Below are 24,362 nucleotides of genomic sequence, written 5' to 3' on the forward strand. Positions count from 1 at the left end.
TCCTTCATTCTTATTGTTTTTTTATGATGTGATAAACGGTTTCCGATTATGAGTAAAAGACGTTCAGCACAATACTGAACGTCGAAATGCTCCTCATTTATTTAAATACGCCCTGCTTCTTTTCATGGACGATCTTCGTTTGGTCGCCGGTGATGGATAGTTTTAATGATGGAGCAAGCATTCCACCAAAATGTTCTATTTCATAATCTGGTGTTTGTTGGCCAATTTCATCGATATTTTTCCCGTCCACATCCACATAGTTCACAAAGCTAATCACTGTTCCGTTCGGCATGACCATCCAGGAGTATGCTTGATATGGATTGTTTTCTGGGTTTGCTATGACCAGTCCGCTGCCATTAAGCGGCTTATAGCCTGTAAATAAAGATCCTGACGTAAAACCGTATAATCCTTCTGGTGCGTCAAGACCTGGCGCAAACTTTTCGTGATGTGTTTTCGTAAAAAGATAATAACTATTTCCTTTAACGATTATACTCGGGCGCTCCAACTCGTCATTAACGCAGTTGGCTTCTAAAATCGGAGGAAGGACTTTAAATTCCGTTAGATTATCATTGACTGCTTTTGCAATCCCAATACTGCCATTGTAAGACTTGGAAGCTTCCAGAGTATTGGAACCGAGATGTTCCGATTGACAATACCTTTCTGCTAGAGCTCGTGTGGAATTGGTTTCAAATAATAGATATTCCTCTCCAGTCTTAGGATCTTGAAAAAAGTACGGATCACGAAAAGCGTAAGAAGATTCCCCTCGGCTAGCTTGATCTTGTGTTTGGTAGTATTCCCCATCCGGCTCAAGGATAATTTTATGATCAGACCAATTAGCAAATGTAACCGTAGAGGTTGTTGTATGGATATCAGCTGTTGTTGTGGCTAATCGTTGTTCATAGGTAAGCTGATTTTCATTTTTTCGTCCTGTTGCCGTATAGAAGATGTGGACTTTACCATCTTTAGCAAGGAGTGCTGATCCTGCCCATTGGCGCGAGCCCAACGCTTGACCATCGTTAAATAAGAGGCCGCCAAGTTCCCAACTCTTTCCGTCCTTGGAATAGAAATAGCGAATTTGTGATGTATCATGCCGTTTTCCAGGAATCACATCACTTGGCACGGTGAGAGCAAATATAATTTTATAGCCATTTACAACCGCTGGGTTTCCGTTGGTGTCTTGCAGCGGCCACGTATCCCAAACATGATATTGTGCTGTCATTTCTTCAAGCTCTTCCACATTTATCGTTGGTGCGGTATTCCTTTCGTTCAGCCTGACTTGGCTAATATCTTCACGTTTCCAGTTGAATACGGAAGTTTCTTGTGCAGAAACAGTTGGAATGAAAGCAGCGGTTAAAAAAGCAGATAAACCAATCATTGCTGCAGAAAAGCATTTTACAGTGTTTTTTATGCTGCATTTCATAGATTAGCCTCCATATCTTCTTAAATCTAGCAGATAGTCAATCGGCTGATACCAATTGACTATCTACTATTTGAATAAAAACATTCTATATCATTGATCTATTGTTTTATTGTTCCTGGGTCCTGCTCGTTTTCCAGTTCTGTAAGGTCTCCTTTAATGGATAACTTGACCGTAGGTGCCAAGGTACCGCCAAAGTGGCTAAACTGGTATTCCGGAGTCTGGTTGCCAATATCACCAATCGTCAAATTCCCGAGGCCACCGAAATGCGCAAAACCGACCACATTCAAGTTCGGCAGAACCATCCAGGAATACGCTTGATACGGATTCTCCGGAGGATTTGCCAGGACCAGTCCGCTTCCATTCAGCGGCTTATATCCGCCAATCAGCGTATCGGAAACGAAGCCGTACATTCCTTCCGGTCCTTTTAGTCCCTCCGCGTATTTATTGATGTGGCTATCAGTGAATAAATAGTACTTTTTATCCTTCACCACAATATGCGGACGTTCCAGTTCTTCATTCACGAAATTAGCTTCTAGAAGAGGCGGAAGCATTTTTATTTTCGAAAAATCACCATCTACTACCTCTGCAATACCAATATTCCCGTTGGCATGCACGGAACCTGCCGGCACACTATGCTGTCCAGAGAACTCAGGGCTTCCTACATATTCCGGTTTCAACTGGCGTTCGTCTGCGGCACCACCGGAATTACCTTCAAACAGCAGATATTCTTTTTGTGTTTTTGGGTCTTTGAACCACATCGGATCACGGAAAGCGTAGCCCCCGCCTTCTCCTTGCTGTGCCTGCTCTTTTGTTTGGTAGTATTTGCCATCAGGTTCCAATACAATGCGGTGCTTTCCCCAATCTTGGAAATGGACGCCTCTGTTATCCGCTACGATTTTGCCAGTAGCCATGGCAATTCGTTGTTCATAAGTCAGTCGCTGTTCCCCTTCGTGTCCAGTCGCGGTATAAAACGCGTGAATCTGGTCTCCATCCAGCATTGCCGAGCCTGCCCATTGGCGAGAACCTAGCGCGGTTCCTTTCGAGAATAGCTCACCGCCCAAAGTCCAGTCCTTGCCGTTTTTGGAATAGAAATAGCGGATTGTAGCGATATCATGAACTTTACCCGGTAGCACATCGCTCGGAGCGGACAGCGCGAAGATCACTTTCCAACCTTTGATCGAGACGATGTTCCCATCACGGTCCAATAGCGGCCATGTATCCCAAATGTGATATCCAGGCGCCAATTTATCCAGTTTGCTGATGTCTGTATAAGGCAAGGTGTTGTCTTTGTTCAACTCGATGTTGGATACCTGTTCACGGGTCCAGTTGACGGTTTGTTCTCCGCCTTCAGCATGTACCGCCAGCCCTGGGATGGTGGAAGCGGCGATGCCTGTTGCCAAAGCAAACGCGAACAATGCTTTTTTCTTTCTGCTGACCATTTTATTTGCTCCTTTCTATATAAGATTCGTTTTACTTAGCGGTTCGGGCCAAAAGGTTTGATTTCTCCTGCTTTCTGCTCCTTCGTGATTTCCGATTTGTCACCCTCCAGGTTCAATTTCAGCGTCGAAGAGAAGGTACCGCCGAATTTGACTTGTCCATTTTCATCTTTCGGTTCGTTAACGAAGCTGATTACCTGTTGATTCGGAAGCACCATCCAGGAATACGCTTGATATGGATTTTCTTTTGGATTGCCGATGACAAGTCCACTGCCGTTCATTGGTTTGTAGTCACTACGCAATCCCTTGCCGACAAATCCGTACACCCCGTCTGGACCTGTTAAGCCTGGTGCATACGTAAAAGTATGGCTGATCGTGAACAAGTAGTAATCATCGCCATTTACCACGACGTGTGGACGTTCCAACTGATGGTTGGTACCAACCGACTCGAGCAGTGGAGGTAGCAATTTCAATTTAGTCACGTCGTTGTTAAGCACTTCGGCGACTCCAATATTACCGTTATACAATTCTGCGCGGTCAGGAACTGGATGAGTTTGGCGGTACGCTTCATCCCCGATGTTCTCTGGTTTTAGATAATTTCTATCGCTACCTGCCTGTCCTTCAAAAATAATATACTCTTTACCGGTATTCGGGTCTTGGAAGAAGAACGGATCACGGAATGCAGTGATGATATTACTATTCCAGTTTTTAATCGTCTCGTAATATTTTCCGTCTGCCTCAAGAATGACTTTATGTTCACCTTCGTTGGTAAGATGTACGCCATCTTTATCGGTTTTGATGTCAAACGTGGTCTTAGCGATGCGCTGCTCAGCCGTTTCAGCCCATCTGGATTGATCCCAATTGTTTTTATCGCCAGTTGCTGTATAGAACAGATGCACTTTGCCTTTCTCGTCCATCATTGCTGTTCCCGCCCATTGCATATGACCCAAAGCTTTATCATAGTTATATGGAATGCCGGCGTAAGTCCAATCTTTACCGTTTTTCGAGTAGAACATGCCGATTCTTGCTTCCGTATGGCGGTCACCCCAACCTAGAGAGCGCGGAGCAACCAATGCAAATGCTACTCTGTAGCCGTTAACGTTCGCAAGAGAACCGTCTCTGTTTTGGAGCGGCCACGTGTCCCAAACCCATTGGTTCGGTGCGACCAGCTTGAAGTCCATATCCACCTGTGAAGCCGTTGTCTCTTTCGTCAGAGTAACTGTCTCCGCTTGCTGACGTGACCAGATTGCTGTGAAGTCATCTCCAACATTCGCTGCAAAAGCAGGGATGGCTGCAAGGCAGTTGGCTGCTACTACTGTGGTTAAAGCAAATTTTTTAAAGATGGATTTACTAGTTTTATTCATTTTATATATCCTCCTTTTAGTTTTTGTAGGAAAGTTGGAACTGTTGGTAATTTTCAAAACAGAAGTAGCGTTCCTCTGTCAGCAAACAAAAAAGACCTAAAACGCGTAAGGGAATGTACAGCGAGAAGTACAATAATCGCCCTTAACACATTTTAGGTCTTGCCTGCTTAACAGTAACAATCCTACAGTATTTTCTTTTCACCATTATTGTAGAGTGTACGACATAGTATATCAATATGATAATATTCCCTTTTAATCACAGTTAAAATAGGATTTTTCACCCAGGTAGATAGTCCATTTGTAACATTGTAGAGAAAAGGTGTTATCCAGAAAGATCTGGCCCTCCACTTTAATCGGACAGGTGCTAGCATTACCAGTATGCTTCAGGGGCTCGAGAAAAAGGGGTACATCAAACGTATCATTCCGGAGGATAACGAGCGGCAGAAAAAAAACATAAAAACGACCACTATGCTGGTCATTTTTTATTTCAGGACGTTTGTTTATTTTTCTTTTGCTGCGTTTTGAAGCTCAGAGAAATATGGTGAGTTTATCTGTTTTAGAACTTCGAATACAGCCAGCTCTTGATATAATAGACGACTCGCCAAAACTATAGCCCTGTTGTGCGTTCGTCCATCTATTTTAAGATCTACTTTCCTCAGTTTCAGTTGAACCCACCGTTTACCCGAATCGTTTGTCCTGTTATCCAACGGGCTTTGTCGCTGACGAGCAACTCGATTGCATTCGCGATATCAACTGGTTCGCCAAGCCGATCAAAAGCGTTCATTCGGCGGTAAGAATCAATCAACTCCTGTGATTTGCCGTTCAAGAATAACTCTGTCGACACTTGCCCGGGCGCGATGCAATTGATAACGATGTCCTTAGGACCGAATTCCTTTGCTAATTGGCGAGTCATCTGCTCGACTGCACCCTTCGTTGCAGCGTAGACGCTGTACGTCGGGAGCATTGCACCCGACACGCTGGTCGAAAAGTTAATGATCGCCCCGCCTTTTTCCAACTACTTCCGCTACTACCTGTTCACGTTTGCCACAGCGGGCATTAAACTAACGGGCAGATTACGCTCGTTGATCCCAAGTATGGTAAGAAAAATGCACCCTCGTGAGGTGCTTAAGCTGACACTGGGTTAAAGCATGCGTGCCGAAAGGAATGATTCCGTTCAATGTAAGTGTAAGGCTATCACAACAATAGCTCCATGGCTACGCGTTCTTTATCCGCAATCTCGAGCAACAGCTTAGACGCATTCACGAGCTCTTGGTGCTCACCTGTTCTTCCTGCATGGTCGATTGAAGCAGAGACGCTAACCCACATTGGAGCGATCTCTGTAAACATACAGTGGGCTTTTTCGATCCTCGGGTCCTCCAGCCGATCAGCACATTCTCTCAAATAATCCCTATACAGATTCCGAAATAAAGCGCCGCCGGTTCCCGCCCGTTCCATTAGCGTCGCAGTAAGACATAAATCATGTTCGAAATTGTTGCTGCGAGAAGGCCACTTCAAGATTTCATTGCTCATTTTAACAATGCCCTTATTGCCAATATTCCGAATGGGCGGGTTCAGATAGTCATGCGCATTCATGGTCAAGGATTCGCGTATAGCAGAAACAAGCGGAAGCAATGCGGCGTTTGGCTCGATCGTAAAGGAACGATTCCGGGAGCTCATGGGTCCCTTTGCATTTCTGGCAGCGGCCAAGCTTGTCAAACGCGTCTTCACAAGTCCACCCTGTTGTCTGGTGTCCGCCATGTAGGCGTATTCGTCATCTATACCGTAAAGTACCGCATAGTGACCGGCGAAGTGCACTTTGTTCTTAAAATAATCCAAGTAAAAGGCATCTAATTTAAGCCCAACCGGAATGCCGTGTTCGATGCTGCTTCGGACGTTCTGCCACGCCTTATTGACGGACGAGGTTTCTTGATATTTGACGTTCAAGCCGAGTCGTTCGGCGAGATAAGCGGTCAGTTTATCCGGTTTTACCCTTCCTCCGATGAAGGGGAAGTCCATTCCCTTCGAATCCCAGTAAATGAATCCAAGCCCTTGCCCGAGTCCGAACAACATCGGCTCAGACAGGTGGACTCCTGCATATTGCATTAAATTGCCTATGGCGGTTGTTTCGCAATGTTCGCCTTGATAAGGAATGAAACCTCCAATAATTCATGTATTAAACGGCTAACGAATGCTTGTTCGCTATCAATTAAGCTGAATGGATGCAAGAACAACGCCCTTACGTTCAGCGGCAATTCACTCTCATTGTCTAAATATGGAATTTCCAAAAACCTATTTGACAGCCTAGTGTTTTCAGAGATCAGTTTGCGAATCTTCTCGTTCTTTTCACTTTGATATTCTACTATGTAAAAACCCAACGCTACCATGGAACTTGCAAATATCCCTGAGAAAATCGTAGTAAAGTACGATCTCATTGTTTCCACTTTTATTTCAGTATGTATGTGGAGAAAGTTTTCTATTGAATTCCCAATGAAATATAAGTGATTCCCATCGATAAACTGAAAAAACGTGAATATAAAACCATTCTTCCTCAATTCCTAAACTACTTTCTGTTGAAGGGACTCATAAAATCCATCATAAGCTTCTATCCTGGGAGAACCTTGTTTACGTATCTTAAATCCGCTCAAAAATTAGTTCTGTAAAGGGGTTAATGACTTATTGTTCTTAGAAAGGTGGATGGGCCGCCGTAAGGGCAAGACCTCCGGGCTGATACTTGTACAAGGATAGCATCTGGAGGTGGGGCTATGACCTAGTGTATTTTTGATCAATCCACTTCTTTTTGTTCAAAAAACGATTTTCGTTCACTTAATACTCTGTTAGGAACCCTTTGCTCATTAGTACTGGTAAAGTATTTATTGTAAATTGATTAGGAATTCTCTCATTAACAAATACAGCCCAGTATTCGTCTTCTTCGTTATTCCCATCCCAAACATGTTCAACAAATGTTAGTATGTACTTCCATTCTTCAAGCTTTCGCCCTTGTTCCACAACAATACAAGTATCATTTACTAAGCCATGTTTTTTCTTTAATATTTGCTGCATTTCAGTTATTTCTTTTGGGCTAAAGAAGATAACATTTTCTGTAGTGACATTGTAAAATGGGTGATACCATTTTTCGGGTGTATATATAACTCGTTCACTTACAAATTTCTCCCACTCTTTTTCATTGTTCCTTACCTCTTCTTGAGTTTGATTGTCCCAATCCATATTATCTATCCAAGAACAATCAAAGTTTTGACGATATTCTTTAAACAATATTTGGTCATTTTTACTAGTTATAAAACACTGCAGGAAATCGCTATATTGGTCAAACATAAGTGTATTGAAATATTTAATTTTGTATTCTGGTGTGGAACCAACAACAATCATTTAAGAGTCACCCTCTTTTTCATAATAATATTATTAGTCTAACGATCTCCGTTAGCTTAACCATATCTTGCCCGTTCGCTAAATAAAAAAGTTCCGAAAATGAACCCCGATATGAATCTCTTGTCCCCTCGTATGTTGGGATTGTAACAGTTCCACATTTTTAATATCTATTTGTAAAAAATCGTTAGCGATTTCCAGTGGCGAACATAAACATATATAGTATCTATCATACTTGCTTACCTCACATTTGTTTAATAAAAGTAGACATCGTAAAAGAATTAATTCTAGAATCTAAAACATCCTGAGGATTCAATATATTTGATAGGTTGCCATACTAAAAGTTAACGATCTATCAAATATATTGAATAAGCAGTGAAAAGAGTTGTTATACCAATTTTTCATTTCACTTAAATAGTTGTTAAAGTTATAAACTAAGACAACTTTCGATTTGGATATGTTCAATCTAGATATTACATGGTACTCATTCCCTTCTTACTTCATTGCTAATCTACTAGAAGCGTTACTTTAGTCCATTCGGTACTACTGGTTTAGATAACCAATGTTCATCTGTCTGAACATGATTTTTACGTACGAACTTCGCTACTGAGTTCTTAAAGTCGTCATACAGAAATCGATCAGTTACCCGAACAACATACCCTTCTTGTTCACCTGCAAAAACGGAATTTCTGGTAAAGCAACTTTTAACTATTTGCTCATTCCATACACCTTTATAAAGAACTGGTGTCACTTCTACCCCGAGTAAAGTGGCCCATTCCACTGTCTCGTTCCACGGTAAACATTGATTATATTCATCCCATATTGAGAAAATATAAAAGTAACTCGTCAACTTTTCATAGTGAATGGAGTGCTTGGCAAATACATTTTCTCCGCAAATCCTCCAACCTTCAGGAATGTGGAAGGAAATCATTCCATGCAACTTTTTCACCCAATGACGAGAATCATGGTCGTTACTATCAAGCGATCTTGCATGGATAGAATCTCGATACATTGTAGTATTTTCTCCATCCAACTTCTCCGTAACAACAATTTCTCTTCCCTCAAAATGACTAACCGTTTTTAGAATTTTGTCATCATCCGTTTTACTTCTCGACCAGGGTAAGTGTAATGTTCTCGGATACTTTGTCTTCACCTTGTTCACCTCCTTATTTCGCATAGGAATCTGCTTCTTTAAAAAAGTAAAGCTTCCAGAGATTATCATCTCCTAACAAGTGATAAATTTCAGATATTTCATGCTGTGTTCCGTAGTTAATCTTCATGTGCATTTGAATTAATTAACGGCCTTGAAAATGAATTCTTCTTCAAATTGGAGCTCCTTTAAAAAATGACAAGCAATTTGGGCAGATACATATTCATGTCCATAGTACGAGTAATGACCTTTGACTGGTTTGTAGGTCTTACAGAACGGTTTCCCGGTATCGTGAAAAAGGGCAATTACCTGCAACAACAACTTATCCTCTTCATTATAAAAAGCATTGACATAATCAAATACATGATAGGTATGCTTGCATAACGTGTGTTGATGGTGAGGATTCTCTTGTTGAAAACCAATCATGTCTTGAAAAAGAGGAATTTCCCTTAAACCAAGAAACAATTCATCATAAGAGGGTTCGCTTTGAATTAGGTCGACAAAGATCTTTTTCGTAATGGAATAAGGCATTTTCTCATGAAGTAAATAAACATGATCGAAACCTTCGCCAAGAATAGGGAAATGGAAATTCTTTCTCATTTTCTCCATGTAAATCCCTGGTACTCTCCTCTTTCTAGATTGATTTCTTTCTAAGCATATGGAATACGGCACATCTAGGTAGTAGCAATCCTTTTGAACGTTTTTAAATTTTGAGAGTACGTTCATTCGTTTGTCACGATCAATGTTTGTGGCATCTAAGATGACATTATTTCCTTTTGACAGTTCATTTTCAATTCTCGAATAAACTTCATAAAATACTTGGGAGGTCTTCTTTTGTTTCCCTTCATCACCAAATAAGGTCTGTCTGATTTCATCCGTTGAAACGATGATTGCTCGTTCTTTCTTTGCAAGTTCCTTTGCCCATCTACTTTTGCCGCTACCAGCAATTCCAGCCATCAAGATCAACTTTTGCATATGTTCTCACCTCCTCTCAAAGAAAATGAGCCGGAGACCGGATTATTATTTTCAACCTCTTTTTAGTATCGAGACTTACCTTCATCCCATTATCTACATCTTATGATTGAGCCGGTATTCCCAGCTGCTGCACGTAATATCGATGTGCAATTTCCGCAATGCGATCCTGGTCTTCCCAGAATCTCTTATCAAGCTTATCCAGCCGTTCTGCCTCTTCCTCGGTAAGAAACTTTGGAATATCCCACAGCTGAGTGAGGCGGTTGTCTTCCGATAAATGCTCGATGCAGGCATATCCGGACTGGACGATTTCAAGCGCATAGATGGCCCCGATGGCTTGTAATGATCGTACCGCGTAGATATATGCTTCTTCTCCCCAATTGCAAAAAAACTGCAAAAACCCGCCGTTATACACATCGGCTTCCAGCAGCCATAAGGCGGCAATCTCTTGTTCTTGCGAGGTTAGTGTGTTCCAGCCCGAAGCATTCTTTTTCTGCACAAAGGCCGCGGCAAAATCGAACCATATGTCACGGGTATCAACCTTACTCAAATTGTAATCCCCCTTGATGTTGAAGGCTTGCCAGAACAAATCTGGATATATTTATTCAAAAGACTCGAAATAAATTAATCTTATACAATTACATAATCATTCGGTAGATAATGATTATTGTGAGATTCTGGATGTTTGAAAGTCATTTTAACGTCTAACTAGAATACAAGGAACAATAAGTGTGTGCAAAATTTCTCGCCAGCAAATCTTCCTTCCGAATATAAAATTGCAGTTCTCCGGCATCCCACCAGCAAAACCCGACTTCCTGATCCGAATCTAGCGCCAGCAGTAAAACCGTGTCGCGGACTTCCTGCTCCGCCTTGTCAGAATCGCCGTTCAAATGCGCCGTGATCTGCTCCATGGCTGCCTTCACGGAATAGTTATATTCCTCACCGGTCAACAGCCGAAGCACCGCTTCATATTCGCAATCTCCATGCTGGGTTGCCGGATAACCGAACAATACGGCAATGTCGCTTGAGTTATCTCCGGTCAACTCGAAACATAACTCTTCGTATTGCTCGTAATCATGCTCATCATCCTCCACCTGCTCGTACTCTACATAGCCGTAATTGGGCGGCTCAATCGTAGCTCTGGCAGTCACCCGGTAACCGATAAACTCCTCCTCGAGCGCCGTCACTTCGGGTGAAGGTTGACGCTTTGTTTCCTGCAGCTTCTCTTCTTGTAGATACAGCACCTTGTGTTCAATATGATAAGAAGGTTCATCCACCCCAACGAAAAAATAAAGCATGCCTTCTGCTGGAAGCAGGGAAGACTCATCATGAGACGCCAATTCATGCAGACGCAGCTGGGCCAGGAACGTCATGGGGGTCCCGTTGGAATCCAGAGGCCATTCCACGTTAGACGGCAGGTCCGGATCACCCCCTATACGGGAAGAGCCTATTTCCTTGTAAGTTTCCATCTCTTTCTTGGACAAGCGAATGCCTTGGCGCACAGACTTCTTCAAATAATCCATCGCATGTTCAAACTGATTTTTCCGAACAATTAGCTCCAGCTTTTTCTTATTGTTTTCGCTTAACATTGCTTTCACCATCCTTGTAGTTATTTCAAAAGCGTTAACTTTTGGAGCGCCAACAGTTGCTCTAGTCCTTCTTTTAGCGGCGGCTGTGCTTTTCGGGTCACTTCTGCCAGTTTCTTCACACTCCCGAAAATCCGGCACACTACCAGCTCACGTTCATGAATCTCTTTGCCATTCAGTGCCTGGACAAGTGCATCGGCAAGTTCAGGCCGGTCAATGGTTAGATTTTTGACCTGTCTTCCTTCCTCATTACCTCCTAGCAATATAGATACAATCACCGGCATATGCTCTGCCTTTACGCCATGCGCCTCAATAAATGCCTCCGGATAGCTATCCTGCACCATTTGATGCTCCGTATCCACTAGGTCCATATAGCTGCAAACCAACGGAAAATAAGCTTCACTGTACAAGCCAATGCCCAGTACGGCATAGGTGCCCGGCATGACCGATTTCTCGCCAGGCTCCACATCCTGGTACCATGCGAACTCCTCCATCGCCGTATCCGCATATTCCGCAAGCTTGGGGAACAAGGCCGGGTAGCTGAGCGCATTGGCAAAAAACTGATGCAGCTTGGACTTCGCCAGCTTTTTCAACGGAAGAAAATGCTTTTGGCTGCTTTTCAGTTTTAGATTGTAGCCTTTGGGGAAACCCTGCCGCAAAAGATGGATGATATAATCGAGAGCTTCACCGTAAGCTGCCTCCTCTTCGGAGAGGATCTGGATTTCGATCGTCTGCGTCACGTCATTGTTTCGGGCAACCACCTTCTCTCCCCGATAGGTACTCCCAAATTTTCCGCTGCCTACTTTCAAATAATTCACAGCCAGCTTGGAGCCCAATTGGACAGCAAGTTCCAGGTACTTCTGCCGCGTATCCGGCTCGGTGAAGCCGATCTGCAGGGCTGCATAAAGAAAGAAATCCATCTCTCCAGCATCTACACTAGGATGAAACGGCTCCTCCTTCAAAACCCACTCGTTTCCATATTCACCAAAACGGGTAAAATGCTGCGGTAAAAAGTGATCCTGGGCCCAATTGTTGAAGGCCGAAATGTATTGTCTGATCCAATAGTTTTTGCGCTCTTGGTTCTTATTCAGCTTGTCGGAGAGTCGACGAATCAAAGGCTCGATCTCTTCCACTTCCTGTTTCATCAGATCAGCATTGACCAAATGGCAGGCGAAAAAGAACATGTCATCTTCTCCTGGCAACACGGGTGGATCAGGCAGAATCTTTTTCTGAATAAATTGCTCCAGCGACTTTTGGAGTTGAATCAACTTGGGCACATTTAACAGTTGCTGGTTAAGGGTTACTTTTGACTTCTCCCACTCAAACTTAAATACGATTTCAAACCGGTAATCAAAGAAACGGGAACCCAGTTCCTCCGAACAGAACAAGTGATCTACACGTTCGCACAAGGCGGGAAAAAACTCTTCGGTCAAAAGTTCATCAGTCAACTCCGTAATATATGAGCTTGCTTCAATTTTGTACGAGCTGTCGCTCCAAGAGAATGGCTCGTAGACATCGATATGTATTTTCCCGTCTGCCCATGAGTACTTGCCTTTTCTCCACGCTACTTGAAGGTAATTCATGATTCCTGCTTGTAATCTGCTTTGATTTTTAAGTTCTTTGATCCTCTTGCTTTCTTTCGTGTAAATCGCTGTGACTTCCAACCATACATCGTTTAGCAAAGCTTCGACAGCCTGATTCAAAGATCTCTCCTCCCATTTTTGTATATTGCACCGATAAATTTGGGCGATTTCCTGCCCTGACGGGGCTACTTAACGTACATAGCCTGGCACCGTTTCGCCGCTAAAATCCTCTGGTTCCAACATCTCATCTAATTAAGCGGTAGTCTTGGATTCCCCATCTTACTAGGTTCTTGTTCCGATAACGATGGTAGCGTCTAGTTCATGGTCAGTTGCCACCTGCGGAGTTAACCCGTTGCGTGCGAAGATTTCGACGGTTAGTGGCACCTGTTGCTCACTAGTCTCGACCAATAAGTGACCACCTGGAATCAGCCAGAGTGCCGCCTCAGTAGCCACTCTCCGTATAACATCAAGTCCATCCTCGCCTCCGTTAAGAGCCACTAGCGCTTCATATATTCTAGCCTCTGGGGGAAGTAGCCTGATAGACTTTGTTGGTACGTAGGGTACGTTAGCGACTAGGATTTCGACACGGTTCCGCAATGTGGCGGGCAGAGGTTTATAAAGATCACCTTCATAGACGTGACCACCAGCGGTAGTGATGTTCCTATGAGCGCACCTTACTGCAACGGGGTCGATGTCTACTGCATGTAATTCGATCCGCTCTAGATTTGCGGCTAGCACGGCACCCAACGCACCCGATCCGCAACACAGGTCCACCACTACGGCTCCTGACTGTGCTAGGGCGATAGCTTGGCGAACTAGAAACTCGGTACGTTGACGTGGTACGAAAACTCCAGTGTCCACGGCTATCCTCAGACCACAGAACTCGGCCCAGCCAAGAATGTGTTCGAGCGGTAAGCCTGCTACTCGCCGGTTTACCATATCATCAAGCTCAGCCGTTGTCTGTGCTGAGGAGATGAGCAGTTGAGCCTCATCTTCAGCGAAAACACAACCAGCAGCCCGAAGCCTGTTTACGATAATTTCGCTAACGGTATCATCTACCTCCATTGGAAATTTAAGGATTTTGTACTTATTTTATCATATTCGAAAATTCATAGTTATTAAATTCAACCTCCATCGACTTCTTTTACTTTTATAGCTGCAATTTCAATTATCTCTGGGAAATCATCATATGAGGTTGGTACAATCCATTCTATATCCATAATCACATAATTCATCCGATATCACTCCTCATCGTGGAACTCTATGAAAAGAATACAGGTGATTATGACAAGTACTGTCAGGGAACGTCTGTTTCATTTGCAGAATCTTTTGTGTATAAAAAAGCTAAAAATATTTTAATAATTTATATTACATTGAAATTATTTTGTTGTAATAGGATAAATGTAAAATAATACCAAGTTGGAAGCTGGAGTTGCTTAATATGAATAAAATCAACAACAATTCAATCAAAATTCACCTCACTCCTCCACCCAACCGAAATCATCTGCGAACTCTAGATAACCTTGCAAAACTTCTTGAACAACAAAACATGAAGGTTTTGACATAAAAAAGTGACCAACGAAATGGTCACTTTTTTATTTTTAGATATTTATACTTCTTTTTTTTGCCCGAGAATTGATTCTGAAAAGGGCGCTCTGTCCCTGAATTTTGGGTGGTCTCGTACTCCGGTGGTGTCAGCTTTCTTTTCAACTCGACTCCTCATTGTGCTTGCGATCCTTCCAGGCCGTTTTGATGAAATCCTCTCGACCAGATCCCTTGCTGTAGAGCTTGTAACGAAGAGGATTCTTTTTGTAATACTGCTGGTGGTATTCCTCTGCAGGATAGAACGTGGTTGTCGGAAGAATTTCTGTTGCAATTGGCTCCGTAAAGATTCCGCTTTCTTCCAAGGCTTTCTTTGATTCCTCCGCAAGCTTCCTCTGTTCCTCATTATGAAAGAAAATGGCTGTTCGATAAGTATCTCCGCGATCATGGAATTGCCCGCCTGCATCAGTGGGATCAATCTGTCGCCAAAACAGATCCAGAAGCTCTTGATACGGAAAAACAGTTGGATCAAACGTAATTTGCACAGCTTCGTAATGGCCTGTTGTATGTGAACAAACTTCTTCATAGGTTGGATTTGGCTTATGTCCGCCCGTGTAGCCAGACAGAACTTGAATAATGCCCGGTAGTTCATCAAAGGGTTTTACCATGCACCAAAAGCATCCTCCTGCAAAGGTTGCCAATTGATATGGTTTGTTTTTCATCGACAAACCCTCCTTCTGTAGTATTTTACATAATTAGTATAAGCCAAGATGTGCACATGAGTTGCACTTTTGAAAAATGTCTTGCCTTTCAATGATAACCCAGCACCGGTGGCTCCCAAAGGATTTCTGAATGAATTTTTTTAGTTGAGGTTGCTGCGATTTAAACCACGTTACTTTGATTTCCATGGTGAGATATCACAGCATGGCGAATGCCCGAATAAGATGAAATCAAACATAACAGTAAGGAGAACAGTATGGTAATTACATCCCCACTTGATCACTCAAAAATGGTGTCTATTATCCGAAACGGGCTTCCTAAAACATCAACTCCAAAGGAAATCATCATCGTTGGGGCAGGTATGGCAGGATTGGTCTCGGCTACTCTGCTTAAAGAAGCTGGGCATCGGGTGACGGTACTCGAAGCTTCCGACCGAGTTGGAGGACGAGTCTTTACGTTGCGCTCCCCTTTTTCGGAAGGTCAATATGTTGAGGCAGGAGCGATGCGAATTCCCAACACCCATCAACTGACCTTGGAGTATATCTCGAAATTTCACCTACCCATTAACCAATTTATCAACACGACACCGAATGATCTCATCTTTGTTAATGGAATAAAAACTCGTCGGTGGATGTATCAACAGAATCCCGACATTCTACGCTTTCCAGTAGCTCCGAATGAAAGAGGAAAGACTGCTGACGAATTAGCCCAAATGGTTGCCAAGCCTATCACGGATTTCATCAGTCAGGACCCTGAAAGACATTGGCCCATTGTGATCAAAAAATTAGATAAATATTCAATGGATCTATTTATGCGATACAATCCTGTAGGCCCTTCCCTGTCCTCAGCGGCGGTCAATATGATTAAGGTGATGTCTGGATTCGAAGGATTCCCTGAACTTTCATTTTTGGAAATCTTGCGGGACTTCATCCTTTTCAGTCCCTCTACCCAGTTCTATGAAATAACTGGGGGGTTTGACAGACTGCCGCATGCGTTCCTTCCACAATTGAAGGAGAACATTTTCTTTAACCGTAAGATGACAAAAATAACCCAGCATAGAAACGATATAACGATTTCAGGCGTTTCAACTCATACGTCAGAACCATTTCAGGTAACTAGTGATTTTGTCGTTATTACCGTTCCTTTTACCGTACTGCAATTTGTCAAAGTGGAACCGTACAACTTGTTCTCTTTTAACAAATGGAATGCGATCCATCAACTTCACTATGTCTCTTCCACAAAAATTGGAATCCAGTTTTCACGAAGGTTCTGGGAAGAACAATGCCTGTTTGGAGGTCAGACATTAACAGATCTGCCCATTCGACTTGCATACTACCCCAGCCATGATTTTTGCCAATCAAGTGGAGTTGTTTTAGCCAGCTATACATGGGAGGATGACGCACTACCATGGATCAGTATGTCTAATGATGAGCAAGTAATGGAGGCACTAAAGTACTTGGCTCAAATTCACGGAAATCAAGTGTACAGTACATTTGTCACGGGAATTGCGCAAAATTGGGCTTTAAATCCTTTTTCCGCAGGCGCCTTCTCGATGTTCAAACCTTTACAGGAAACAGAGTTGTCTCCTTATCTGTCTACACCTGAGGGCAGAGTACACTTCGCTGGCGAACATACTTCCAATTATCACGGTTGGATTCAAGGTGCAATACAATCTGCCATCCGTGCCGCCTATGAGGTGAACTTCATTTGATCTTCAACGAAAACATGTTCCGGTGGAATTCCCAGCGTGCAAATAGGACTAGAAACCTGAACCTACTTTAAAGGCACTAGGAAGCGTTGCTTTTGCCGAAAAAACGCCCATTCTGAAAAACCAATTTCCCTTAACCGGTTTCTGACCACCTCAAAATCGTCACCTACTCGTTCTGGATCATGGGCATCTGAACCAAAAGTAACTTTAACTCCGTAATACAGCGCCCTTTCCAGAATTTCATCAGACGGATACCACCCACCGCTTTCTTTGGTTTTTCCCGAGGTGTTTATTTCGATGGCAATATCACATTCCGCAATCACTCGTAGTGTTTGTTCAACTGCTTCCGTCTGGATCAACGAAAAAGCAGGATAAAAACCTTTCATTGCATCAATATGTCCGAGAATCTGGAACATCCCACTATGAGCTGACTCCTGAATTAGGTTGTAATACGTCTCTTTGGCTTGTATTTTTTGTTTGTTACTGAGATTGTCCCAACGACCTTTTTTGAATATGCTAATCCCTTCCGAAAAATGGACTGAACCGATAATAAAATCAAAAGGGTATTGGTCGAAATGACGGCGATACACCCCCACATTGTCCGGAAAAAAATCGGATTCAACGCCGAGCAGAACTTCTATTTTCCCACGGTATTCCTCTTTAAGACCTAATACTTCATCCACATATTCTGGAAATTGGCTTTTCGCCATGGCAATGCCTGGAAATGCTTTGTCTTCACTGTAAGAAAAGTAAGGTGAATGATCGGAAATGCCGATCATATCCAAACCATGCTTAATTGCTGTTTCGATATAATCCCGAATGTTACCCCTAGCGTGTCCACAGCGTTCATGGTGAGTATGAAAATCAAACTTCATAGGTACCTCCAATATATCGTTAACCCCTGTTTAACTTTCAATACTCCAGCTTGTTGAAAAAAGCTTCACGAGTCTATCTATCAAGATAGATTCATGAAGCAAATTTATCCTTTCATTTGTTTTTCAATTTGTTTGAGCTTTTTCTTTTGATCACATGCCCCCTTTTGTTCACTGGCATACGGCATGTCACTTAGTTTTTGCAGTTCATTTAATATCTTCTTATCCGATGAAACATGGATTTTTATTTTTGGAAATTCTGCTTTTAAATTCTGCGCGACCTCTTTTTCAATCGATTCTAATCTGAGTCGATTAAAGTTGGTCACTTCAATTGCAACGTCCAACTCATCGTCAATATGTACCGCAACCGCTTTATCAACGCCGTTTACCAGTTGTGCAATTGCTTTCCCTTTTTGCTCCGAATCAAGTTTACGAATTGGAACAGGGTTGCATAATGGATCTTCTGCGGCAGACTTTGTTTTCGTTTGTGGATTAGACTGTTGTGTACAGCCACTGATCACTAAGAAAAGAGAAATGACTAGTAAAGTAATACGCAAACAGAAACCTCCCATCGAAAAAAATGGTACCCCAAAAATCGGTGTCATTTAACCTCGGTACAGAAGAGGCACTTCTATTTTGCACATTCGCGAAACTAACTATCCTGTTTCTTTTTATCCTTATCATGAAGTGAGGTCGATAACAGTGATCTAAAAACCAAGTGGAACTGATCCAACCAAAAAAAGAACCTGTATCAGGTAGTATCTGCACAGGTTCCTCATTATTTTACTAATCGCTATTTACGCAAGATGTTTCTCACTTGAGAGCAGTTCGAGGGTCATGTTTCCAGGCTGATCCGAGAGTAATTGTTGCCTCCTATCAGATCTTACCAATTCAATGCAGCTGTTGGTTAATACATTTTTGTTTTGACAACTACCAATCTTTCTTATAGTGTGTCTTATACTTCGGATTCGGCTTCATCTGGTCTGCCATCATTTTTAAAAGTTCCTTATTAGATAGTGTATCGAGGGGGATAGCGGATTTGCCGCCGCTCCTCCTTCCCTGCGACACCATTGCTCCAGGTAACGTTAGACCAATCTGTCGCGCTTGATATGCACAGCTTGGACATAACGGTATGCTTGGATTTACATAAACTACTTTGTAGCCGTTATCAGTAGCATATCTGATCTTTTGTATTTCTGCATGGTGACCCTTCCCCCCATAATCGATATAAGGAACATAAACTTCCCCTGGCTTAAGATTTTCTATTTTAATTTCAACGGTAGCGGAAATCATTGTAACAGTTTTCCCACTATTATCAATGGCTGGCCCTACATCTATAGTAGTTAACCTGCGTTGTTCCTCTCTTATGGTTTTCAATAGCACCTGAGCCCGAGCATCGTATTCAGCTTGGGATGGTGAAGAAGGTTCAAAAGCAGGTTCAGTCCTCGCTTTTCCATAAGCTGCACCAGCCCGAGGCTTGACTAATCCTTCTGAGGCTTGGCCAATAACTGGGCCACCAACTGCCAGACCCTGTTTTTCACTCTCAATATAGGCCTGCATGCCCTCCTCTTGGAGTTGGTTAATGTGTTCTTCAGGTCCATATCGTGCAATAGTGACAAATCTGCCATACACTCCATGTGGTTCTAAAACATTATCCATTACATCTGTTGACTCATATAGCTTCTCTTTTTGTATTATACCGGCAAAAAGAAGCAGATCCTCCAACTTGCGGAAGTTCTCATAATTGGGAGGCACCGGCCCGAAATACTCTAATAATAAATCATTAGGATCCTCTCGAGTTCTTCTCGAAATGCTCTTTTTTAATTCCTCTGTACGCTTACGGCTGGCGATTTCCTTGTCGCAAGCCTGCTGCACCCTTGGGCTTTGTGTTGCTGCAGCATTTTGCACTGCCATAATCTGGTCGTTGTTGAGTTTCTCAAGGCGCGAAGTGATATCATTGTCGCTCATGGCGTTAAGCTGCTGAGCTGCGACGTTCCAGTCGGCGTTCTTGATTGCCATGGTGTATTCGAAGTACACGGCACCAATTCGGGCAACCTCTGCTCGTCCCGCGTCAAGACTATCTAGGATGAGCTGCTGACTGGGCCAGCCGGCTAAGTGCTGTTGAACAGCAGCGCGAGTGTTCGCTGCTTCATCAACGAGGAGGCCACGGGCCAGTCGTTTAATATCGCCCTCATTGAAGCCGTTGAGCCTGGTCGCAACCTCCTGCCAGTTCCCATCATCTATTGACTTCCTCAACGCAGAAAGTAGGTCCTCACGAGTTGCACGCTGTATTAACTCGACTCTTTGAACCCGATCTAGTCCGCCCCTTGACTGTTGTATCACATGAGTCAACTCATGTGCCAGTAACCTTTTGCCTTCAATCGTCCCTGGCGAATATTGTCCTGTTCCAAACACAATATCCCGCCCTGTTGTAAAGGCAAGCGCATTAACAGCGTGTGCAGTTTGCGCCGCCCGACCGTCCGCATGAATTCGAACATGACTGAAATCATGCTCCAAACGTGGTTCAAAGAATTGACGAACCGAAGCAGGCAAAGGTTGTCCTCCACCTTTGATTGTATTGATGCTACTCTCTGCTTGTGGTGTCACTTCCGGTGTATTTCCAAGTTCTTCTTTAGCCTGAAGGAGTTGTTCTACTTCCTGACAACTAGCTGTGCACTTTCGTTGAATACTCGTCCTAGCCTGACCTGAGACCTCCTGTCTATCCGGCAAGAGTGGTTCTGGCATCCTCATCACCATATCCGCCACCCGATCCGCCTCTTGCTCAAACATATCCCCAGGCCGGTTAATTTTCAACTTCGCCTGAATGAGATGTTTGACAGCCTGATTTCCAATCGTCTTTTGAAGAGAAAGGATTGGATTAGCCGGCGAACGGGCTGATAGCATCGGTTTGATGAAATTTTCTACATTCTTATATTGAGATGCTTCTGCTGCTTTCGTTGTAATTGTTTGATGTCTCATCAAAGTATATCTCCATTTCATTCATGCCTTATTACAAACTCATCATTTAATATTTTCTAATAACTGTAAGGCTTCTTTTCAGAAATGCAGATTCAACTTTTTCTCAATCGAATGTACTGTGTCGGTTCTTCGGACTTACATATTCTCAGAAGGATAACGGAGATCATTTCAATGGTACCCCTCTTATCAATTTAGGTTAAAGTCACTTGCTTCCAAATGTAGGAATCGCTTGAGGTTTTCACGCATACATAGATAACATCCGCTACCCCTGTTCCTCCTGTTACTATTACTATTCTTCCTCTTTGACTAGCATCAGCTGTAGGAAGCACTTCCACCGATAAGGATCTACCAGGCAAGTAGTCCCCGATTTCCTTCTCGGAATGGCTAGCCAAGGCTCGGTAATACTCTAATGAAATAGGTGTTCCTCTCGATGCAGCCTGATCAACAATCGCCTTAGATAATCTTGTATTAACGTGAGTACCCATAACCCGAAATAAAGCCAAGTTAATTCCGTTTCCAGCCGTATAGGTTTGGTTACCAAAAGTCGCATTCCATACAATAACGCCAAGATATTTTACAGGATGGAAGGTAGTATTTACAAACTCAACAACGTTTCCGCCTAGGAAAAAAGGAGCTTTTCCGTCATCGCCGTTATCAGGTTTAAGCTCACAATTCACAAAGCGGATCCTGGACTGTCCTTCGCCATTTTCATAGGCATCAATAGCACTGACTTCACAGTTTTCTAGCAGTATGTCTGCATAGGAAGTCTTAGGCTGAAGGTGGAGATGCTTACAGTTTCGAATAACGATTTTAGGATAAATACCGTAAGCATCCATGTACTTACTCATCTCATCACCATTAACATCCATCCATAGATGGGTGTTATTAGAGTCCTGGGATCTACTTTGCAAGTTCGTCAACTCGATATGATCCAGCACGATTCTCACGTTTGTATCAATTTCCCCAGGAGCGATAACCCCGCCAGCTTTAGGAACATAGTAGTCATAAGGTCGTTTTAGGTTAAAGAGCTTTAACCCTGCCTTTCTTCCTCGCTTCCTTACGTTCTTAATTTCAATCTCCGTAGGGAACTCTATTCTTTCCGTAGAGTTGATGCTAAACTTCCCGAAAGAAGGAAGGCGGAACATGTATCCGTTTCCGGTACTTGTTTCTCCCACTGTGCTAAAGTCAAACATAAAGTTGTCTATGAAAATAAGCGTCCCAAATACAATCTTATATCCGTAATCTCCATCATATGGGCTGAAATTAAGGATACTGCAATCACTTATTGCGTTAACATCAAGAGTACAGTCCTTGATGATGATTTCTCCATCCCATTTAGCACCATAGTCAGATCGGAAATTCACAAAGGTGTAGTTAGTACATCTGGTGTTATCAACTCTTAGTGTTCCTCCTCCTGTTACAGAGAATCCCTTTTCCCCGATCTGAGAGTCGCGAACGAGTATGTTCCAAGCGTGGAAATGAACATCAATTCGGTTTAGCTTACAGTTCTCAACGATAAAATCTTTGAATAGATTTGTACCCTGCACGCCCCAATGGATTTCTGAACCCTCTGCCGTGAGGTTTCGAAATACTGGGCGTAATACCCTAGAACCTCCAATACCATATGTCCCTTGTGGAACATCATTTGTACCAGGCCGGTCTTTTTCCCTAGGAAATAGTTTACAGTTCTCGAGGAGAATGTCATACACTGAGCTAAACCAATAGAAGCCAGAACTTGGATTCTTATTGTTATCCGTTGCCCCAACTTCTAATCCTACAAATTGGTTGCGGATTATCGTGCGGCTCCTCGTTACATTGAATCCAAGTATCCGATAATTCCTGTTAACGTTGTCTGTCCAGTTTCCTGATAGAAGGAAAGTACCTCCGTCAATAATCAAATAGTTTTGATCAACCTTTCTTGCTTCAATATAGGAGATGTGATCCCAATCCCAAGTTACTTCCCCTATAAAGCGTCCATGTTCATCTACATAAAAGAAATCCTCCATGTCCCAACCGGAGCTTGCATCCACACCTACTCGTTTCCCTACCTTCTTGGTGGAGTCAACCACTCGGATGAAGTGATTTTTATATGCCTTAAGCTCTGCCACTAAGGGTTGGGTGTACTTCTTCAGCTTGGGAAGAACCGCGGTATGAAGGCTGGTATCCAGGTTGAAGGCACTGTCAAAGGCTGAACTTACAGAATAGACTTCGTTATATCTGTTATTTGATTCATCTATATGAATTTTAGTATGACCTAGCGTAAGGTTTGTTTGTACTGAGATCTGTCTTGAGGATTTAACATAAAAGTCGCCCGAAAGGTTAATAACGGGAATTTTGACGGAGTTAGCGTACTGGTGAGCCCTTTTCATCTGAACTCCGTCATCATTAACGCCATCACAAACAGCACCGAACATCTTGTAGTTAATGCTCTCCTGATGCATTAAATGGGCTTGTAGCCCGTTAACCCCTATAGTGATGACGCTTCCACCGTCTACAGTCTTGTTGTCAGCTTTAATCTGATACAACGCTCCTCCACTGTCGTTGGGAGAAAAATAACCAAGCGTTCTTGCAACGTCCCCATCTTTCAGTTCGGGGTCAGCAATTAGATCATTAACCGAATTGTAAACATGAATAATCGCTCCGTTTGGGGTTTTCTTATTCATATCTTCATTTACTTTATCCGTTAGCATTTTCATGCTTTTGATATGTTGCCCCCTTTTAATTGCTATTCAATGCCAACTCCGAACATTATATATGGTTCTTTGGCTTCTTCTTCCTACAATGGCTTCAGATCCTCCATCTATGATGTGAAAAATTCATGTCCGCTTTTAAAGCTAATCTCTTTTACTTCGACGTTTTTCGCTGGAATTGAAGTACGTTCCCGCAACGAACTGTCTAGATTACTATATAAACGCTCTAGCGTTACCAGTTGTAATTTAATTTCCAGTGGTAGTTTGTGTCTTCTTCTATGTGAACATGCATTGTATAGCGTAATTTCTTGCCTACAATGGCTGTATTGAGTCGATTGTGCCCGCAGATAACAACTCAGCGCATATAGCCTCCTCTATTCTATTAGGGCAAAAGTAAAAAGGGAGCCAGAGCTCCCCTTCTTTACTTCGTTGATTGTTAAGCAGTTACTGCTGTATTTCTATCTCCTTTGCGATACTTGTCGGACGAGTTAGTCGGCGTAGCCATAGGTGATTATGATGTTTTAAAATATTGGGGCTCAGTTACATCACTATTTGTATTGATATTCCATACTTGTATTTTCCAGTAGTATGTTTTCCCCGCAGTTAACTTTCCAGCTGGTACAACATAATTAACGCTAGCTGAAAGAATCTCTCCAGTGTCATACACGATGTGATCATCTTCAGCGTTATAAAAAATCACTTGGAACTTTTCCTGTACGAATCCTTCTGGATCAATGTATCTCCATTTAATTGTAGGTGTTAAAGTAGGTACTCTAACAGGATCTTCCTTAGGACCTATTGGGTATTTCGGCTCTGCCGTAGGGGCTTGCCTTGTTTTAAAATACTGGACTGTGCTGTCTTGGCTTACCTCGTCAGTTTGGTCCCATACCTTGACCGTATAATTATAGGTCGTATTCGATCGCAGTTTATTAGCTGGCACTGTGTAAGAAGGTGTG

Annotated in this window: 18 protein-coding genes and 3 pseudogenes; 2 read left to right on the top strand and 19 right to left on the bottom strand. The window is 42.8% G+C overall.

Annotation, left to right across the window (positions count from 1 at the left end; all coding sequences use genetic code 11):
* Nucleotides 1–97 precede the first annotated feature (97 nt).
* From ACPW7N_RS23060 to ACPW7N_RS23070, 3 genes are all read right to left on the bottom strand, one after another.
* Nucleotides 98–1,420: a glycoside hydrolase family 68 protein gene (locus tag ACPW7N_RS23060; protein WP_425653798.1), complete on the bottom strand. Its 1,323-nt coding sequence runs from the start codon at nt 1,418–1,420 to the stop codon at nt 98–100.
* A gap of 98 nt (nt 1,421–1,518) precedes the next feature.
* Nucleotides 1,519–2,859, bottom strand: a complete 1,341-nt coding sequence (locus ACPW7N_RS23065; protein ID WP_425653799.1) for a glycoside hydrolase family 68 protein — start codon at nt 2,857–2,859, stop codon at nt 1,519–1,521.
* Between the two features lie 35 nt (nt 2,860–2,894).
* On the bottom strand, nt 2,895–4,220 hold the full coding sequence (locus ACPW7N_RS23070) for a glycoside hydrolase family 68 protein (RefSeq protein WP_425653801.1): 1,326 nt from the start codon (nt 4,218–4,220) through the stop codon (nt 2,895–2,897).
* Nucleotides 4,221–4,538: 318 nt separating this feature from the next.
* On the opposite strand from ACPW7N_RS23070, the pseudogene ACPW7N_RS23075 reads away from it, so the two are divergent.
* Nucleotides 4,539–4,667, top strand: a pseudogene (locus tag ACPW7N_RS23075) (MarR family transcriptional regulator); the annotation flags it as partial.
* A 214-nt stretch (nt 4,668–4,881) separates the two neighbouring features.
* On the opposite strand, the pseudogene ACPW7N_RS23080 reads toward ACPW7N_RS23075, so the two are convergent.
* From ACPW7N_RS23080 to msrA, 11 genes and pseudogenes are all read right to left on the bottom strand, one after another.
* Nucleotides 4,882–5,235: pseudogene (locus ACPW7N_RS23080) on the bottom strand (SDR family oxidoreductase); the annotation flags it as partial.
* Between the two features lie 179 nt (nt 5,236–5,414).
* Nucleotides 5,415–6,386: a BtrH N-terminal domain-containing protein gene (locus ACPW7N_RS23085; protein WP_425653826.1), complete on the bottom strand. Its 972-nt coding sequence runs from the start codon at nt 6,384–6,386 to the stop codon at nt 5,415–5,417.
* Nucleotides 6,332–6,652: a hypothetical protein gene (locus ACPW7N_RS23090; protein WP_425653827.1), complete on the bottom strand. Its 321-nt coding sequence runs from the start codon at nt 6,650–6,652 to the stop codon at nt 6,332–6,334. The genes ACPW7N_RS23085 and ACPW7N_RS23090 overlap by 55 nt, the downstream gene beginning before the upstream one ends.
* Before the next feature lie 391 nt (nt 6,653–7,043).
* On the bottom strand, nt 7,044–7,607 hold the full coding sequence (locus tag ACPW7N_RS23095; protein ID WP_425653802.1) for a hypothetical protein: 564 nt from the start codon (nt 7,605–7,607) through the stop codon (nt 7,044–7,046).
* A 520-nt stretch (nt 7,608–8,127) separates the two neighbouring features.
* On the bottom strand, nt 8,128–8,757 hold the full coding sequence (locus ACPW7N_RS23100) for an RNA ligase family protein (RefSeq protein WP_425653803.1): 630 nt from the start codon (nt 8,755–8,757) through the stop codon (nt 8,128–8,130).
* A 138-nt stretch (nt 8,758–8,895) separates the two neighbouring features.
* Nucleotides 8,896–9,711 carry an AAA family ATPase gene (locus ACPW7N_RS23105; RefSeq protein ID WP_425653805.1) on the bottom strand — a complete coding sequence of 272 codons (816 nt, stop codon included), beginning with the start codon at nt 9,709–9,711 and terminating at the stop codon, nt 8,896–8,898.
* 118 nt (nt 9,712–9,829) lie between these two features.
* A complete protein-coding gene (locus tag ACPW7N_RS23110; protein WP_425653806.1) occupies nt 9,830–10,276 on the bottom strand; it encodes a DMP19 family protein in 447 nt (148 codons plus the stop codon).
* Between the two features lie 154 nt (nt 10,277–10,430).
* Nucleotides 10,431–11,315 (bottom strand): YwqG family protein, encoded by an 885-nt coding sequence (locus tag ACPW7N_RS23115; protein WP_425653807.1) that lies wholly within the window; start codon nt 11,313–11,315, stop codon nt 10,431–10,433.
* Between the two features lie 20 nt (nt 11,316–11,335).
* Nucleotides 11,336–13,015: a DUF6138 family protein gene (locus tag ACPW7N_RS23120; protein ID WP_425653808.1), complete on the bottom strand. Its 1,680-nt coding sequence runs from the start codon at nt 13,013–13,015 to the stop codon at nt 11,336–11,338.
* 162 nt (nt 13,016–13,177) lie between these two features.
* Nucleotides 13,178–13,960 (bottom strand): putative protein N(5)-glutamine methyltransferase, encoded by a 783-nt coding sequence (locus tag ACPW7N_RS23125; protein WP_425653809.1) that lies wholly within the window; start codon nt 13,958–13,960, stop codon nt 13,178–13,180.
* 531 nt (nt 13,961–14,491) lie between these two features.
* Nucleotides 14,492–15,159: pseudogene (gene msrA, locus ACPW7N_RS23130) on the bottom strand (peptide-methionine (S)-S-oxide reductase MsrA); the annotation flags it as partial.
* A gap of 254 nt (nt 15,160–15,413) precedes the next feature.
* Between msrA and ACPW7N_RS23135 the strand changes: the two are divergent.
* Nucleotides 15,414–16,868, top strand: a complete 1,455-nt coding sequence (locus ACPW7N_RS23135) for a flavin monoamine oxidase family protein (RefSeq protein WP_425653810.1) — start codon at nt 15,414–15,416, stop codon at nt 16,866–16,868.
* 62 nt (nt 16,869–16,930) lie between these two features.
* Here ACPW7N_RS23135 and ACPW7N_RS23140 read toward each other — a convergent pair whose 3' ends face one another.
* The 5 genes from ACPW7N_RS23140 to ACPW7N_RS23160 form a co-directional block, all read right to left on the bottom strand.
* A complete protein-coding gene (locus tag ACPW7N_RS23140; protein WP_425653811.1) occupies nt 16,931–17,740 on the bottom strand; it encodes a histidinol-phosphatase in 810 nt (269 codons plus the stop codon).
* Nucleotides 17,741–17,844: 104 nt separating this feature from the next.
* The gene (locus tag ACPW7N_RS23145; RefSeq protein WP_425653813.1) at nt 17,845–18,294 is read right to left on the bottom strand and encodes a sporulation protein; all 450 of its coding nucleotides are present in this window, start codon (nt 18,292–18,294) and stop codon (nt 17,845–17,847) included.
* Between the two features lie 373 nt (nt 18,295–18,667).
* The gene (locus ACPW7N_RS23150; RefSeq protein ID WP_425653814.1) at nt 18,668–20,716 is read right to left on the bottom strand and encodes an eCIS core domain-containing protein; all 2,049 of its coding nucleotides are present in this window, start codon (nt 20,714–20,716) and stop codon (nt 18,668–18,670) included.
* 191 nt (nt 20,717–20,907) lie between these two features.
* Entirely contained in the window at nt 20,908–23,412 is a 2,505-nt protein-coding gene (locus ACPW7N_RS23155; protein ID WP_425653816.1) for a hypothetical protein, read from the bottom strand.
* Between the two features lie 505 nt (nt 23,413–23,917).
* Nucleotides 23,918–24,362, bottom strand: a 445-nt coding sequence (locus ACPW7N_RS23160) for a glycoside hydrolase family 78 protein (RefSeq protein WP_425653817.1), incomplete at its 5' end; no start/stop codon positions are given.

The sequence above is a fragment of the Brevibacillus nigriterrae genome, from assembly GCF_049846925.1.
Taxonomy (GTDB): domain Bacteria; phylum Bacillota; class Bacilli; order Brevibacillales; family Brevibacillaceae; genus Brevibacillus_H.